The sequence below is a fragment of the Leisingera sp. M523 genome (genome assembly GCF_025141335.1).
In the GTDB taxonomy this organism is placed as follows: domain Bacteria; phylum Pseudomonadota; class Alphaproteobacteria; order Rhodobacterales; family Rhodobacteraceae; genus Leisingera.
Window position 1 is genome coordinate 936,429 of record NZ_CP081036.1, and the last position, 15,131, is coordinate 951,559.

General features: G+C 63.2%; 14 protein-coding genes. 6 read left to right on the plus strand and 8 right to left on the minus strand.

Features of this window, described 5'->3' with window-relative positions:
* Positions 1-159 precede the first annotated feature (159 nt).
* Positions 160-633 carry a hypothetical protein gene (locus K3557_RS04450; protein WP_259997932.1) on the plus strand — a complete coding sequence of 158 codons (474 nt, stop codon included), beginning with the start codon at positions 160-162 and terminating at the stop codon, positions 631-633.
* On the plus strand, positions 527-2,437 hold the full coding sequence (locus K3557_RS04455) for an AsmA family protein (RefSeq protein ID WP_259997934.1): 1,911 nt from the start codon (positions 527-529) through the stop codon (positions 2,435-2,437). Before K3557_RS04450 ends, K3557_RS04455 begins: the two co-directional genes overlap by 107 nt.
* A 148-nt stretch (positions 2,438-2,585) precedes the next feature.
* Here K3557_RS04455 and K3557_RS04460 read toward each other — a convergent pair whose 3' ends face one another.
* Genes K3557_RS04460 through K3557_RS04475 form a run of 4 tightly spaced genes read right to left on the minus strand, consistent with a single transcriptional unit; the run spans position 2,586 to position 7,320 of the window.
* Positions 2,586-4,082 (minus strand): phosphomannomutase/phosphoglucomutase, encoded by a 1,497-nt coding sequence (locus K3557_RS04460; protein ID WP_259997936.1) that lies wholly within the window; start codon positions 4,080-4,082, stop codon positions 2,586-2,588.
* Positions 4,083-4,103: 21 nt separating this feature from the next.
* The gene (kdsA, locus tag K3557_RS04465) at positions 4,104-4,937 is read right to left on the minus strand and encodes a 3-deoxy-8-phosphooctulonate synthase (protein ID WP_129370252.1); all 834 of its coding nucleotides are present in this window, start codon (positions 4,935-4,937) and stop codon (positions 4,104-4,106) included.
* 15 nt (positions 4,938-4,952) lie between these two features.
* Positions 4,953-6,683 (minus strand): capsule biosynthesis protein, encoded by a 1,731-nt coding sequence (locus K3557_RS04470; protein WP_259997938.1) that lies wholly within the window; start codon positions 6,681-6,683, stop codon positions 4,953-4,955.
* Complete coding sequence (locus K3557_RS04475) at positions 6,661-7,320, minus strand: ABC transporter ATP-binding protein (protein WP_129370254.1); 660 nt, start codon at positions 7,318-7,320, stop codon at positions 6,661-6,663. The genes K3557_RS04470 and K3557_RS04475 overlap by 23 nt, the downstream gene beginning before the upstream one ends.
* Positions 7,321-7,562: 242 nt before the next feature.
* Between K3557_RS04475 and K3557_RS04480 the strand changes: the two genes are divergently transcribed.
* Together K3557_RS04480 and K3557_RS04485 are read left to right on the plus strand one after the other, a co-directional pair.
* Positions 7,563-8,180: a uracil-DNA glycosylase family protein gene (locus K3557_RS04480; RefSeq protein ID WP_409201200.1), complete on the plus strand. Its 618-nt coding sequence runs from the start codon at positions 7,563-7,565 to the stop codon at positions 8,178-8,180.
* Positions 8,177-8,968 carry an SseB family protein gene (locus tag K3557_RS04485; protein WP_259997941.1) on the plus strand — a complete coding sequence of 264 codons (792 nt, stop codon included), beginning with the start codon at positions 8,177-8,179 and terminating at the stop codon, positions 8,966-8,968. Before K3557_RS04480 ends, K3557_RS04485 begins: the two co-directional genes overlap by 4 nt.
* Positions 8,969-9,238: 270 nt before the next feature.
* On the opposite strand, the gene yghU is transcribed toward K3557_RS04485, so the two are convergent.
* Positions 9,239-10,114 (minus strand): glutathione-dependent disulfide-bond oxidoreductase, encoded by an 876-nt coding sequence (yghU, locus tag K3557_RS04490; RefSeq protein WP_259997943.1) that lies wholly within the window; start codon positions 10,112-10,114, stop codon positions 9,239-9,241.
* Positions 10,115-10,385: 271 nt separating this feature from the next.
* On the opposite strand from yghU, the gene K3557_RS04495 reads away from it, so the two are divergent.
* Complete coding sequence (locus K3557_RS04495; RefSeq protein ID WP_259991014.1) at positions 10,386-10,904, plus strand: YHS domain-containing (seleno)protein; 519 nt, start codon at positions 10,386-10,388, stop codon at positions 10,902-10,904.
* Positions 10,905-11,046: 142 nt separating this feature from the next.
* Here the strand turns inward: K3557_RS04495 and K3557_RS04500 are convergent, their stop codons facing one another.
* Positions 11,047-11,646: a GcrA family cell cycle regulator gene (locus tag K3557_RS04500; RefSeq protein ID WP_259997945.1), complete on the minus strand. Its 600-nt coding sequence runs from the start codon at positions 11,644-11,646 to the stop codon at positions 11,047-11,049.
* Between the two features lie 160 nt (positions 11,647-11,806).
* Here K3557_RS04500 and K3557_RS04505 point away from each other — a divergent pair, with 160 nt between their 5' ends.
* A complete protein-coding gene (locus K3557_RS04505; protein ID WP_259997947.1) occupies positions 11,807-12,619 on the plus strand; it encodes an ABC transporter permease in 813 nt (270 codons plus the stop codon).
* 5 nt (positions 12,620-12,624) lie between these two features.
* Here the strand turns inward: K3557_RS04505 and K3557_RS04510 are convergent, their stop codons facing one another.
* Together K3557_RS04510 and K3557_RS04515 are read right to left on the minus strand one after the other, a co-directional pair.
* Entirely contained in the window at positions 12,625-13,863 is a 1,239-nt protein-coding gene (locus K3557_RS04510; protein WP_259997948.1) for an MFS transporter, read from the minus strand.
* Between the two features lie 124 nt (positions 13,864-13,987).
* Positions 13,988-14,905 carry a DMT family transporter gene (locus tag K3557_RS04515; RefSeq protein WP_259997950.1) on the minus strand — a complete coding sequence of 306 codons (918 nt, stop codon included), beginning with the start codon at positions 14,903-14,905 and terminating at the stop codon, positions 13,988-13,990.
* Positions 14,906-15,131 lie beyond the last annotated feature (226 nt).

Here is a 15,131-nt window from a genome sequence, read left to right on the forward strand (position 1 = left end):
GGGCAACGCCTGCCCTTCGTTTGGTGTTGAAGGCGGAGCGCCAAAGCCCGTAGCCAGCGGGCGCAAAGTTTCTGCAGCAACGCCAATGTAGCGTTTGAAGGTGCCGCCGGTTTCCGGGGTTTCGTGTGTCCTGGTGCATATCCGGTATTTTCTGGAACTGTGTCTGCCAAGGTTGCTCTCTGCACCGCTGAGGCGAAGAAGTGGCGGTCTCAAGCCAAGCAGATTCTTCTAACCGCGCGCGAAGCCTGCACCACCGTCCGCCATATCCTCACCAAACAAGGCCTCCCCGTGGACGAGCACTTCTTTTTCCGCCGGGAGATGCATTTTGCCGGAAAGATCGGCTCCATCTGGCAGCGGCTGCCCTATCTGCTGTTCGGCCTGTTCTCCGGATACGGCTATCCTGCGGTCAAAACGCGCGAAGCTTTGATGCAGGAAGCGGCTTCCTGCATTGCACCCGCTCCACCAGACGGTAAGCTGGCAAAAAGACCCTTGGACTACAGGGGGACAAGACATGAGGAGTGGGCTGATGAAGCTGATAATCCGGGTTGTGACCGCGCTGGTGCTGACGGTGGTGGTGCTGGCGGGGCTGGTGCTGCTGCTGCCGGGCGAGAAAATCGCGCGGCTGGCGGCTGATCAGCTGGAGACGCAGACGGGCCGCAAGCTGGCGTTCGGCGGCAAGGTGCGCTTTACTTTCTGGCCGACGCTGGGGGTCAAGGCGGACGCGGTGACGCTGTCCAATGCAGACTGGGCGGGACCCGAGCCGATGCTGCAGGCCGAGCGTCTGACCATCGGCGTGGCGGCGGCAGAGCTGCTGCAGGGCGACGTGCGGGTCACGGAAATTTCGGCGATCCTGCCGCATCTGAACCTGGCCACCAACGAGGACGGTATCGGCAACTGGGTCTTTGGCAGCGGCGCGCCAGCCTCTGGCGGTCCGGCCGCAAGCAGCAGCGGAGCGCTGCCGCTCAGGATTGAAGCGGTCGATCTGACCGGGGCCTCGCTGCGCTACGCAGCATATGGCGAAGCGCCGGTGGAGATGAACAACATCGACCTTAGCCTGCTGTGGCCGGAACCCGATGGCACCGTGAACGCCAGGGCGACCCTGCGCCCGGCGGGGGAGCCGGTGGAGGTGCATGCCGAGATCGGCACCTTTGCAGCGTTTCTGGCCGGTAAGGTGTCCTCGATCGGGGCGACGGTGACGGCACCGGGCGGCAAGGGGCGGTTTGACGGCCATGCCGATATCAACGGCCAGGCCAGCGGGCGGCTGACCTTTGGCGCTGATGATGCGTTGCAAACGGGTGTCGCGCTGGGGCTGGTCCTGCCGGATGCCTTGGCGCAAAAGACCGTGTTCGGCGCCGATGTGACCTATACCGCCGACGGTCGGCTGTCGATGCGCGATCTGGCGGTTGAGCTGGGCGGCAACAAGCTGACCGGCGCCGCGGATGCAGAATTCAACAAGCGGCCGGAGATTACTGCGCAACTGCGCGGCGGCGCGCTGGATTTCTCCGCGTTGGCTGGCGGGACGGGCAGCTCTGGCAGCGGCGGGGCAGCCGCGGCGGGCTGGCCGAAGGGCGCGATTGATGCCTCGGCGCTGGGGCTGGCGGATGCTGTCATTGACCTGTCCTTTGACAGCTTGAATACCGGCGGTGTGATCCTGGGAGCCAGCACGCTGAACCTGACGATCGAGCGCAGCCGCGCGGTGCTGAAGTTCCTGCCGGCCTCCATGTTTGGCGGCCAGGTGCGGGGGCAGGTGGTTGCCAACAACCGCAATGGCCTGTCGGTGGGCGGCAAGCTTTCGTTCAACGGCATCAGGCTGGAGCGGGCCCTGGGCGAAACCGCAGGCTACAGCCGGCTGAACGGCGAGGCGCTGGGGGAGCTGGAGTTCCTGGGGGCCGGAAACTCAGTAGACGCTATTATGCGCTCGCTCAACGGCAAGGGCTGGCTGGAAGCGGGCAAGGGGTTCTTTACCGGTTTCGATCTGGAGCAGCTGATGCGCTCGGGCGGTAATGGCGGCAGCACAGTGTTTGATCAGATGACAGCCAGCTACACAATTGACGGCGGCAACCTGCGCAACCAGGATCTTCTGGTTCTGCTCAAGGGGTTCCGGGCCGAAGGCAAGGGCCGGATCGGGCTGGGCGCGCGGGATCTGGATTATCTGTTTATTCCCCAGTTGGTGCGGGCAGGCAGTGATCAGGTGCTGACCATTCCGGTGCGGATCACCGGCCCTTGGGAAAACCCGGACATCCGTCCGGACCTGAGCCAGGCGCTGCAGCCGAAAATCGACGAGATCGAGCAGGAAGCCAAGGACCGGGTGCGTCAGAAGCTGAGTGAAGAGCTGAACACAGAGATTGCGCCGGAGCAGGACCTGAACGACGTGCTGAAACAGCGCATCGAACAAGAAGCGCGGGACCAGTTGCTGAAACTCCTGGGTGGCGATTGATCTGACCCGGCTGCAGGCGCCTTACACTCGAATTGGCGCATGTAAGGGCAGACTTGCACTTAGACCGCTTCTCAGCAGAAAGAAGCGCCCGCCGAAGGCGGGCGCCGGTCGCCTGCGTCAGCAGGCGAAACCACTCTTTCCCATCTGATTAGATGGTCTGATCGTAATCGCCGACCAGCGGCTCGGTGCGGATCACCGCGTCGATATCCGCGAAAATCGCCCGCATCTCGTCTTCGCTTTCGGAGCTTTCGCAGACCACCACCAGGTTCGGCGTGTTGGACGACGCGCGCACCAGCCCCCAGGAGCCATTGTCCAGGATCACCCGCGCACCGTTCACGGTGACAACTTCTTTGATCGCCCGGCCGGCAAGGCTGTCGCCTGCCTCATGCTTGGCCACCAGTTTCTGCACCAGCCGCTCCAGAACGCCGTATTTTTCGGTATCTGCGCAATAGGGCGACATGGTCGGGGTGGACCAGGTCTTGGGCAGGGCCTTGCGCAGGTCCGACATCGACTGATCCGGATTGCGGTCCAGCATCTTGCAGACTTCAACCGCCACCCGCATGCCGCAGTCATAGCCGCGGCCGATGGGTTCTGCCAGAAAGTAGTGGCCGGATTTCTCGAACCCGGCCAGCGCGCCGATTTCCTTGACCCGCCGCTTCATGTGGCTGTGGCCGGTTTTCCAGTAATCCGCCGTCACACCGTTCTTTTGCAGCTCGGGGTCAGAGGCAAACAATCCGGTGGATTTCACATCTGCCACAAAGGTGGAGTTCGGATAGATCTTGGAAAGGTCGCGAGCCATGATCACGCCCACCTTGTCGGCAAAGATCTCCTCGCCCTCGTCATCCACCACGCCGCAGCGGTCGCCGTCGCCGTCAAAGCCAAGTGCCAGATCGGCACCCGAGGCCTTTACGCTGGCAGACATGTCATGCAGCATTTCCATCGCTTCGGGGTTGGGGTTGTAATGCGGGAAGGTGTAGTCCAGCTCGTTGTGGCTCTCAACCACTTCAACACCAAGGCGCTTGAACAGCTCGGGCGCAAAGGCCGAGGCGGTGCCGTTGCCGGTGGCGCAAACCACCTTCAGCGGGCGGGACATTTTGAAATCTCCTACCAGATCGTCAAGGTAGGCCTCTTTCACGCCATCCACGAACTCGTAAGAGCCGCCCGGAGCGGGCTGGCCTTCGCCGTTCAGCACGATGTCACGCAGCTCGTCCATCTCGTCCGGGCCGTGGGTCAGCGGGCGCTCAAAGCCCATCTTGACGCCGGTCCAGCCGTTGGGGTTGTGCGAGGCGGTGACCATGGCGACGGCAGGCACATCCAGGTGGAACTGCGCGAAATAGGCCATTGGCGACACGGCGGGGCCGATGTCCTTCACTTGGATACCGGCCTGCATCAGGCCCAGGATCAGGGCGTTTTTGATCGCCAGCGAATAATCCCGGTAATCGTTGCCGACCGCAATCACTGGCTCGATCCCGCGCTTGCGCATCTGGGTGCCCAGCCCCAGGCCCAGTGCGGTCATGCCGGGGAGGTTGATCTCCTCCGGGTACTTCCAGCGTGCGTCATATTCGCGGAAACCCGTGGGCTTGATCATCGCGTCGCGCAGAAAGCTCCAGGTGTTCGGGGTCACCTCGGACTGGGGTTTTGTCATTTCTGAAAACTCTTTGCTTGTTCAAATACGGATGGGATCGGCCTTGGCCAGCGCATCAAAGCGCATCAGGCTGCCGATAAGCTGCGGCATCTGATCCAGGTAGATCATGTTCGGCCCGTCGGACGGCGCGGTGTCCGGGTCCTCATGGGTTTCGATGAACACCGCTGAAATACCGAGAGAGACAGCCGCGCGCGCCATCAGCGGCGCAAACTCGCGCTGGCCGCCGGTGGAGCCGCCCTTGCCGCCGGGCTGCTGAACCGAATGGGTGGCGTCCATCACCACCGGGTAGCCGCCCTGCGCCATCTGCGGCAGCGACCGCATGTCGGCGACCAGGGTGTTGTAGCCAAAGGAGGTGCCGCGTTCGGTCAGCAGGATATTGGTGTTGCCGGTGCTTTCCACCTTGGCCACCACATTGGCCATGTCCCAGGGCGCCAGGAACTGGCCCTTTTTGATGTTCACCGCCTTGCCGGTGTTGCCTGCCGCCAGCAGCATGTCGGTCTGGCGGCAAAGAAAGGCGGGGATTTGCAGGATATCAACGGCCTCTGCCGCCACGGCGCATTGCGCTTCGGTGTGCACGTCGGTCAGCACCGGCACGCCGAATTCGCGGCGGATGGTGTCCAGCACCTTCAGTCCTTCGTCCAGCCCCAGGCCGCGCTTGCCGGACAGCGAGGTCCGGTTGGCCTTGTCATAGGAGGCTTTGAACACAAACTGGGCGCCGGCCTTGTCGCAGGCTTCTTTCAGCTGCCCGGCAATCATCCGGGCATGGTCTGCGGTTTCCAGCTGGCAGGGGCCGGCGATGAATGTCAGCGGACAATCATTGCCGATAGTGAGGCCGGCGATATCGATGTTTTTCATGAGCTTCCGATGGCTTTATGATGAGACCTGTTCCCGCAGGATAGACGCGGTAAGCGAGCACATCAGATAAATACCGGAAAAGATCAGGAAAGCCAAAACGGTATTCTCGAACTTGCGCGGATAAGACGGTTCCTGGCTGGGAACAGGCTCCACCGCGGTGGTCAGATAGCGGACCTGGCGATTGGCCTCCAGACGGGTGGTTTCCACTTGCTGCAAGGCCGATTGCAGCATCAGATCGCGGGTCGCCAGATCGGCCTGGGCCATCTGAATCTGGATCCGCAGATTGGCCAGCGAGTTTTCGCCGGCCGAGGCGTCGACCATCCGGTTGTTGAGGCTTGCGATCACTGCTTGCAGCCGCCGGATGTCGGCCTCGGCGCCGGACACCTTTGCCCGGTTGGGCCGGGCATTGTCCTGAAGGGCGGCCAGTTCCAGCCGTTTTTCCTCCAGCTGGATTTCAAAGGTGCTGATCTGCTGGCGCAGCGATACCACCACCCCTTCGGGGTCCAGAACCGAGCCTTGCTGCTGCAGCAGCACAAGCTGTTCCTGCGCTGCCCGGCGCTGGCCTTCGGCGTCTGACAGGGCGGATGCGGCTTCCGACATCTGGTCGGCGCGCTTTTGCTGCGACAGGTTGTTCACCTTCTCCTGCGCATAGGAAATCAGCTTGCTCGAAAACTCTGCCGCGGCTTCGGGATCGGCGGCAGAGACTTCCATCCGCACCACGCCCTCGGTCGGGTCATAGCCGATCTTCACGTTGCGGCTGTAGGTGGCATAGGCTTCCTCGTTTGTCGGGTCGCTCTGCAGCCGCTGGATCGGGTCCAGCCAGGCTTGCGTGAAATGCGCCTTAAAGCCGGCCTCGCGGTCCAGCCGCAGCATCGCCTCCTTGGACATCAGGTAGCTTTGCACTGCAATCGAATCCTGGCTGGTGGCGAACTGAGTGCCCGACAGCAAGCCGCCGACACCGCCACCCGCGCTGTCGGCCTTAAGCACCAGGAACTCGGATTTGGAGGAATACATCGGCGTCGCCACCGAATAGAAGTAAAACCCTGCGGCCAGTGTCGGCAGCAGCACGAAAAAGGCCAGCCGGGCTGCCAGCAAGGTCAGTTTGCGGCGGCGGCGGCGGGCGATATCGCGCTGGATTTCCTGGATTTCACGGGTGCGCCGCTCTGCCGGGCTCAGCTCGGTCGAGGGCAGGGTGGTTTTGCCCGCGGGCACTGTCTGCGGCAGCTGGACCGATCCGGGCGCAGGCGGGGTGCCCGCGGGCTGCGCCTTGTTTTGCGGCACCACCAGTTCCAGCATATTGGCGCGCTTGAACGGGTCGATGCCGCGTTCGCGCAGCATCTGCACGGCTTCAAAATCCGAGGTAGGGGCAAGATTGTGTTTCTGCGCCATCCGGCGGGCCAGGCGCAATTGACGGCCGGTCAGGCCTTCGTGGCGGATCGCATTGATATCGGTTTCCTGCTGGGTCTCGCGGGCCGAGCTGACCATGCCGGACAGCGGCGCGGCGCGGGTCTGCGTTTCAGCCGGATGTGCTGCGCCCGGATTTGCCGGGGCTGCCTGGGCAGCCGATGCTGCTGCAGGCGCCGCGGGCCGGGCGGCGGCGGCAGCGGCTGTTCGGGGCTGGGAATGCCCGGCCGCCGGGCTTGCAGCTGCGCCGGCCGCCTGAGGCTGATCCCCGGCGCCGCTGGCTCCGGCTGCAGCGGGACTGCGGCGGATGCGGAACTTTTTAGCTCTCGGTTTCGTAGTCATAGAGCTGTTTCGCTTCTTCCAAAGTGTCAAAAATGTGCAACTGGCCCTGCAGCAGGACCGCAGCTGAACGGGCAAATTTCTCCAGCGTCTTGGCTTGGTGGGAGACGATGATGATTGTGGTTGTCTCCAGCCGCTCCTGCAGGATTTCGCCGGCCTTGCGGTTGAACTCCACATCTGTGGTGCTGGGCATGCCTTCATCGATCAAGTAGATGTCAAAGTCCAGCGCCAGCATCAGCGAAAAGCTGAACCGTGCCCGCATCCCCGAAGAATAAGTGCCGATCGGCTGGTCGAAATATTCGCCCAGACCGCACAGCCAGCGGCAATAGGCCTCCACATAGTCGGGATCCAGGCCATACAGTTTGGCGATGTAGCGGCAGTTTTCCATTGCGGACAGGCGGCTGATCACCCCGCCCATGAATCCCAGCGGAAAGGAAATCTTGCAATTGCGGCGGATCTCGCCCTCATCCGGTTTTTCCAGGCCGGCCATCATGTTGATCAGCGTGGTCTTGCCGGTGCCGTTCGGAGCCAGCACGCCCAGCGATTTGCCCGGTTCGACGCGGAACGACACGCGGTCAAGGATCACCTTGCGCTGGGTCCCTGTCCAGAAGGACTTGCTGACGTTTTCAAACTCAAGCATTGCTGGTTCCGGTGCTGCTCGTGCGGCCCTCTTGCGGGCTCTGTCTGCCTCATGTCCACAATGGCGCACTGACGCGCCCGTGGCTCTTTGGTATCAAAAGAGTGTTAATGGCCTACGCCGCGAATTTGGCTTTATTATGTCGAATTGTACCATAATTGATCAATGAAGTTTTAACCAATTCAGCCCCGATCCGGGGTGCGGGACGGGTTTTTTGGCGGCAGGATGGCAAGGCGGGGCGAGAGATGACTATTTCCAAGTGCGGGACAATGAAGTCCGGGCAGCAATTGAAGGCGGAGATTCGGGGCTGCCGGATCTGTGCAGACCGCTTTGCCGCCACCGCCACCGCGCATGAGCCGCGCCCGGTTGTGTGGTTCCGTCCCTCAGCGCGGATCCTGATTGCCGGTCAGGCGCCGGGTGCGCGGGTGCATGAAAGCGGCCGGCCCTTTACCGATCCGTCCGGTGACCGGCTGCGGGCCTGGCTGGGCCTCACTGAGGCGGAATTCTATGACAAGGACCGGGTGGCGGTGGTGCCGATGGGGTTCTGTTTTCCCGGCTACAACGGCAAAAAGGCGGATCTGCCGCCGCCTGCCATTTGCAGTAAAACCTGGCATGCCCAAGTGATGGCGCAACTGCCGCATGTCCGCCTCAAGGTGCTGGTCGGCGCGCATGCGCAGCGCTATCACCTGGGGGTAAAGGGGCCGGTGACACCGCTGGTTCAGGGCTGGCGGGATCATGCGCCGCAGGTCTTCCCCTTGCCGCATCCGTCCTGGCGTAATACCGGATGGCTGAAGAAGAACCCCTGGTTCGAGGCCGAACTGCTGCCGGTGCTGCAGGCCCGGGTGAAGGAGCTGATGCGATGACAGAAGAAACCCCGCTGGATCTGGCCCATGCGGCGATGGAGGCGGCCCCCGCGGATGATGCCGCCCGGCTGCGGTTCTACGAGCGGCTGGCTGACAGCGAACTGTTCCTGATGCTGACCGAAGAAGCCGCCGGCGGGCAGATCTCGCCTGAGCTGTTTGAGACACCTGAGGGCGCCTTTGTGCTGGTGTTCGACCGCGAAGAGCGCTTGGTGCAGTTTGCGGGCCGGGCGGTGCCTTATGCGGGGCTTTCCGGCCGCGTCATCACGCAGATGCTCGCCGGGCAGGGGATCGGGCTGGGCCTGAACCTGGAGGTGGCGCCCTCTGCCATTCTGATCCCGGCCGGCGCGGTCGGCTGGCTGCATCAGACGCTTGGCCACACCCCGGACGAGGTGGAAGCCGGCATTGCGGAGTTTACACCGCCAACCGGGTTGCCGGAGGTGCTGCTGACGTCGCTGGACGCCAAGCTGGCTACTGCCGGCGGGCTGGCGGCAGCGGCCTATCTGGCGGGGGTGCGGTATGCCGGCGGGGGGCAGGGGCATCTCCTGGGGTTTGTCGGTGCCAAGGAAGCTGCGCAACCGTCGCTGGCCAAGGCCGCGGGCGAAGCGCTGACCTTTTCCGGAATTGAGGCGGGGGCGATGGATGTGGCCTTTTTTGCGGCAGAGGATCCGGTGGCGGCCAGCCTGGCCCGGGTCGGGTTGCGGTTCGATCTGCCGCAGCCGCCGGAACCGGACGCCCTCCAGCCGGAGATCCCGGGCAGCAACCCGGACAAGCCGCCGCGGCTGGTCTGACTGCAGCTGTCACGGTAGGCTCCCGCCTGCTCCGGCACATTTTGCAAATGTGCCTCACAGTTGGGGGTGGCGCTGTGCTGTGCACAGCGCGGCCCTTTCTGCTGTTAAGCGCTTGTTCGGGAGTATGCCAGCCCTTGACCCGGCAAAGGGTGGAATGCTGCTTGCAATCGGTGGCGCGCCGCGCGTGAGCGCGGCGCCGGGCCCAAGGCCGCAAAGGGAAGCCCAGGCATTGCCTGGGCTTTCGCGGGCGCGGGAGGGCTTGGCTGGCGGTTACTCCGCTGCCGGTTCCAGCTTGTCCTGAGTGCGGGTGTCGAAATCGCTTGCGTCGTGGCGCTCGTGCAGCTGCATGTGCAAATCGCCGAATGACCGGTTCACCATACGGCCGCGCTGCACAGCCGGGCGGGCGTCGATCACCTTGGCCCAGCGGACCACATTGGTGTAGCTTTCCACGTCCAGGAACTCTGCCGCATCATAAAGACGGCCCAGAACCAGCTGGCCGTACCAGGACCAGATTGCCATATCGGCAATGGTGTATTCCTCACCCGCAATGTAAGTCCGCTCCGCCAGCTGCCGGTCCAGCACGTCAAGCTGGCGTTTGCTCTCCATCGCAAAGCGGTCGATCGGATACTCCCACTTTTCCGGGGCATAGGCATAGAAATGGCCAAAGCCGCCACCCAGATACGGGGCGCTGCCCATCTGCCAGAACAGCCAGCTCAGGGTCTCGGTGCGCTCAGTGCCGTCCTTGGCCAGGAACTCTCCGAATTTCTCGGCCAGATGCATCAGGATCGAACCGCTTTCGAACACCCGCACCGGTTCATCGCCGCTGCGGTCCAGCAGCGCCGGGATCTTGGAGTTCGGGTTGATCCCAACAAAGCCGGAACCGAACTGGTCGCCGTCGCCGATCTTGATAATCCAGGCGTCATATTCGGCGCCCGCATGGCCCTTGGCCAGAAGCTCCTCCAGCATCACTGTGACCTTTACCCCGTTCGGGGTCGCCAGAGAGTAGAGCTGCAGCGGGTGCTTGCCAGCCGGCAGTTCCTTGTCATGGGTCGCGCCGGCAACGGGGCGGTTGGTGGAGGCAAACTCGCCGCCGTTTTCTTGCTCCCACTTCCAGACTTTCGGCGGGGTATAGGGGGTGTCGCTCATCTGTCGGGCCTTGCTTTGATTGTTTCCGGTTTGCGGTCAATCGCACGCGCTGCGGCAATTGGCTGTGGCAGAGATAAGAGGGGATTTGTAAATTCCAATGACTGGAAGGTACGGAGGCGGAAATTTTACAAAATGCTCACGGGGTCTCGTCTGCGCACACAGAGGCGTGAGCCCCCCTTCGCATTTGCGCCGGGACCTATAGTGTCTGACACGAAGCCGGATAAGATGCCGGTGCCCAATTGAAGCGATCACCGATGAAAGGGATGATTTCATGAAGCGTTTTGCATTTGCTGCCGTGGCAGCGCTGTCCTTTGCCCTGCCGGCCTTTGCAGGCGAGCAATATGTCGACGGCACCGGATTTGCCGTCTCCGGCTATGACGTGGTGGCCTACCGCAGCCTGGACATGAACCCGGTGGGCACCGCGCAGCCTGAACCGGTCCGGGGGCACGCGGATTTTACAGCCGAACACAACGGCGCGACCTGGGCGTTTTCAACCGCGGCCAACCGCGACGCGTTTTTGGAAAATCCGGCCCATTATGCGCCGCAATATGACGGCCACTGCGCCTATGGTGTGTCGCGCGGCGGTAAGGTGCCCGCCAATCCGAACCTGTGGCGCATTGTGGATGACAAGCTGTATCTGAACATCACCGACGTTGTCGTCGGTTTCTGGGAAGAGGACATTCCGGAAAACATCAACCTGGCCGAAGGCAACTGGCCGGGGATTGAGCCGGACGCGGCCTCGGGCAGTGTGATCCCGAAGTTCACCTCCGAAGGTCCGGTGGCAAACTGATTTAGCGCTCAGTTACCCGGTGCCCTGCTCCTGAGCTGTCCACCGGGCAAACGGACCGCAGAAATGAAAAACCCGCGCTGCAAGGCGCGGGTTTGTTTTGTTTCAGAAGCGTTCGGGCAGGCAGCGAGTGCCTGCCCGATCCTCAGCGGCGGCGGTCGCGGCGCGAGGACATCGGCTGGAACGCCACGCCCACATGCGCTTCGCAATAGGGTTTGCCTTGCTGGGAAGGCAGGCCGCAGAACCAGAAATCCTCGGTTGCGGGATCGCCCACCGGCCACTTGCAGGTGCGTTCGGTCAGATCCATCAGGCTCAGCTTCTTGGCCTTCTTTTCGATCTCGTTGACCTTGGCTAGGGCTTCGGGGCTGATTTCATTGGCCGAAGGCTGCGGTGGCAACGGCTGGCCGGCCGGGATGATCTGGCGGCGTGCAGGCGTCGCGGGCCGGGCTTCGGCTGCCGCGGGCTGGACCGCTGCGGGGCGGGCCGGCTCGGTCTTGGGCTGCGGCTTGGTTTTGGCTGCGGCCGCAGGTTTCGGTGCCGCAGCGGCGGGGGCTGCTGCGGGCTTTTCCTTGGGCTCGGCAGCCTTGGTTGTGCCGCTGTTGCGGTTGGACAGGCCGAGGCGGTGCACCTTGCCGATCACCGCGTTGCGGGTGACGCCGCCCAGTTCTTTGGCGATCTGGCTGGCCGACTGACCCTCGCCCCACATTTTCTTGAGCAGTTCGACGCGCTCGTCTGTCCAGGACATCTGTTGCCTTTCCAAGCTAATAGCGGCCCCAGGGATTCTGCGGCCGCCATCATATTCCGTGTGATCGCCCTATTCTAATCACTGCTGGCGGAGTTACAAGGCATCTTGCGCCCCTTGCCGCAGCCGTTATGCAGGCAAAGCAGCGAAAAACGGGGGCAGCATGGCGGATCAGGGGTATCAGGTTGAATTGGGCGCACGCCGGTTCGGGCGGGTGAACTGGCTGGGGCTTAAGGCGCTGGCCTGGCGCGAGGTGAAGCGGTTTCTGGCGGTCTGGACCCAGACTCTGCTGGCGCCGCTGATGACCGCGGCGCTGTTTCTGATGATCTTCAACATTGCCATCGGCCCTCAGCGCGGTGATGTGATGGGGGTGCCGTTCCTGACCTTCCTGGCGCCGGGCATCATGATGATGACGGTGATTCAGAACGCTTTTGCAAACACGTCCTCTTCCATCGTGATTGCCAAGGTGCAGGGTAACATTGTCGACACGCTGATGCCGCCCTTGTCAGGGCTGGAGATCCTGCTGGGCTATTTGGCCGGGGCGGTGGCGCGGGGCACGCTGGTGGCGCTGGGCATCGGGCTGGGGCTGATGGCGGTCCTGCAGATCGTGCCCGCGCACCCGCTGGTGGCGCTGTTGTTCATCCTGCTGGGCGCGGCCTTCCTGGGCGGCTTGGGCATTGTCGCCGGGGTCTTTGCCGACAAGTTCGACCAGATGGCGGCGATCACCAATTTCATCGTGACGCCCCTGGCGTTCCTGTCCGGCACTTTTTATTCGGTGGAGGCGCTGCCGCCGGTGCTCAAGGCGATCTCGCATGTGAACCCGGTCTTCTACCTGATCGACGGCGTGCGATTCGGGGTGATCGGCACCTCCGACAGTCCGCCGCTGCTGGGGCTGGCGGTTTGCAGCGGTGCCACCTTTGCGGTGTGTCTGTTGGCCTGGGCCATGCTGCGCTCCGGCTACCGGCTGAAACCCTGACGCTGCTATTCTGCCGGAACCGGATCTTCGCCTGACGGCTGAACTTGTTTCCTGCGTCCAAGCCGCGGGTGCAGGTTTCCGGCCAGCAGCACCGCCCCCGCGGTGGCTGCCGCGCCTGCCGCAAAAATCCCCGCAACCGGCGCCGCCAGGAGAACCAGCCAGGCAACGCCAGGGGTCAAAATGCCGGAAATGTCGCGGTAGCTGGAGTAAACCGCCGACAACTCAGTGCGCTCGGATGGTTTCACCGCCATCAGAAACGGCAGACCCGCACAGATATCCAACAGGATCAGTGCGGCCGAACCAGCCACCAGCAAGGTGATCGACACAGCAGGCCAGCCCTGGGCAACACATGCGGCGCCAAAACAGGCGGTTACCCCCAAAAAGCCGGCCTGCACCGCAAGCCGGATCGAATGCCGTTGCACCCAGCGCTGCAGCAGCGGTGCGCCGAACAGGGCGGCATTGGTAACGGACAGCAAGATACCGCCCAGCTCCTCGCCCAGGCCCTTTTCGATGGCAAAGATCGGCAGGTAGACAACGTAGATCCACCACCCGGCCGAGCGGATCACCGCAAACAGCCAGCCAGCGACCAGGCGCGGCTGTGCCAGAAAACGCGGTACGTAGGTCAAGGGATTAGAGGCCGGGCCGCGGGCGCGGGCGATTTGCTTGCCGTTGCCCATGCGCATCCACCAGAAGGCCGCCAGCATCACCAGTGCTGCAGCGCCAGAGATCAGGAAGGGGGCGGGCGCCCAGACCTCCAGCAGCAGCACGCCGGCCACCGGGCCTGCTGTCCAGCCAAGGGCCGAATAGAACATCCGCGAGGTTTCGCATTGCCCGAGTTCCATCCGGGAGATGTAGTCCAGCACATAAGCGTTGAAGCAGATGAAAGTGGTCACCGCCGCCACAGTGTTCAGTGCAAGTGCAGCAAGCACCGAAACCGGGCTGCCCTCGATGGCAAAGCCGGCAGAGGCAACAAACATCAGCGCCCCAAGCGAATAGGCCCAGCGGCGCGGCACCAGCCGGATCAGGGCAGGGATCATCAGCCCGGCCAGCAGCGATAGGATGCCGACCGCGAAATAGGAGGCGGAAACCATCCCGGCATCACCCAATGCCCGGTACATGATCAGCGGAAAGACAGAGATCAAAGTGCCGCGCACCACGGCCTCCAGCCCGGCCAGGACGCCAAAGTCCCGCACCGAAGGCACCGGCGCATGGCGCAGCCATTCGGGAATTCGCCTCTCGTGCATCTGCGTCCTCCTGTTCTGTCAAAGGACAGCGTGGCGCGGAAGATGCAGGGAAAATGCCGTTTTTCGACGCAAGGGTCGTATGCGGGCCTGGCGCCGGAAATAACTTTTCGTGATGGCCGGGCGGCTAAGGCTTGTGCGCCGCTGCAGCCGCGCGGCCCGCCGGGGGATTGGGCCGCCCTTCCCGCCAGGCAAGGATGGCGGCGCCCGCCAGAATGATAAAGGCGCCAAGGAAAGAAATGGCATCCGGCACCACGCCAAAGCCAATAAAGTCATAAAGGGCTGCAAAGACCAGCGTTGCATAGCTGAACGGCGCCACAAAAGAGGCATCAGCACGGGCCATGCCATTGATGAAACAGGCCTGGGCGCAGGCCATCAGCAGCCCCAGTGCGGCCAGCGCACCCCATTGTGCAAGGCTGGGCATTTGCCAGACCGGCAGCACGGCGCAGCTGGCAATCATCACGCCCAGCAGGTTGTTGAACCACAGGACTTGCAAGGGCCCTTCGCGGCCGGCGAGCTTTTTGATGAATATCAGCTCCAGCCCCATGATCGCGGCTGCCCCAAGCGCGAGCAGCGCCGCAGGCTGAAAGCTGGCAGGTGCCGGCCGCAGCAGGATCATCGCGCCGATCATGGCGATCAGCGCCGCACCCCAGCGCCAGGGGCCGACCCGTTCGCCCAGCAGCGGGATCGCCAGCAGCATGCCGAAAACCGGGTTCAGGAAGGCTATCGCGGTAGCATCGGCCAGCGGGATATAGGCAACCGAGGCAAACATCAGCGTTACCCCGGCCCAGCCAAAGGAGGTGCGCCCGATGTGATAGCCCCAATGCGGCCGGATGAACCTGGGCCGCAGGATCAGCACGGCGGTTGAAATGCCCATGAAGGCAAACAGGAAGCGCCCATGGCTGATCTGCAACGGGTGCAGCGGCGCTCCCAGGCTCCCGGTCCCCAGTGCCTTGGCCAGCAGAGTGGTGCCAGCGATGAAGGTTGTCGCCGCCAGGATCAGGGCGGCAGCCAGAGCCGGGTTCTGCGGGGTGTAACGGGTCATGGCAAAGCGGTGCGGCAAGCCGCCGCGGGATGCAAGAGAAAACGCTCTGCAATCGGCAGCAGTCTTGCGCAGGAAGGGGTGCTGCCCCTCTTGGCCTGACGGCCAATTCACCCCGGAGTATTTCGGCAAAGATGAAGGGGCGCGCGGCGCGCTGCGGCGGATTGGCGGGCAGGGCTGTACAAAAGGGGTTTTCTTTCGCTCAATCCTCCACTATGGAACCCACCCA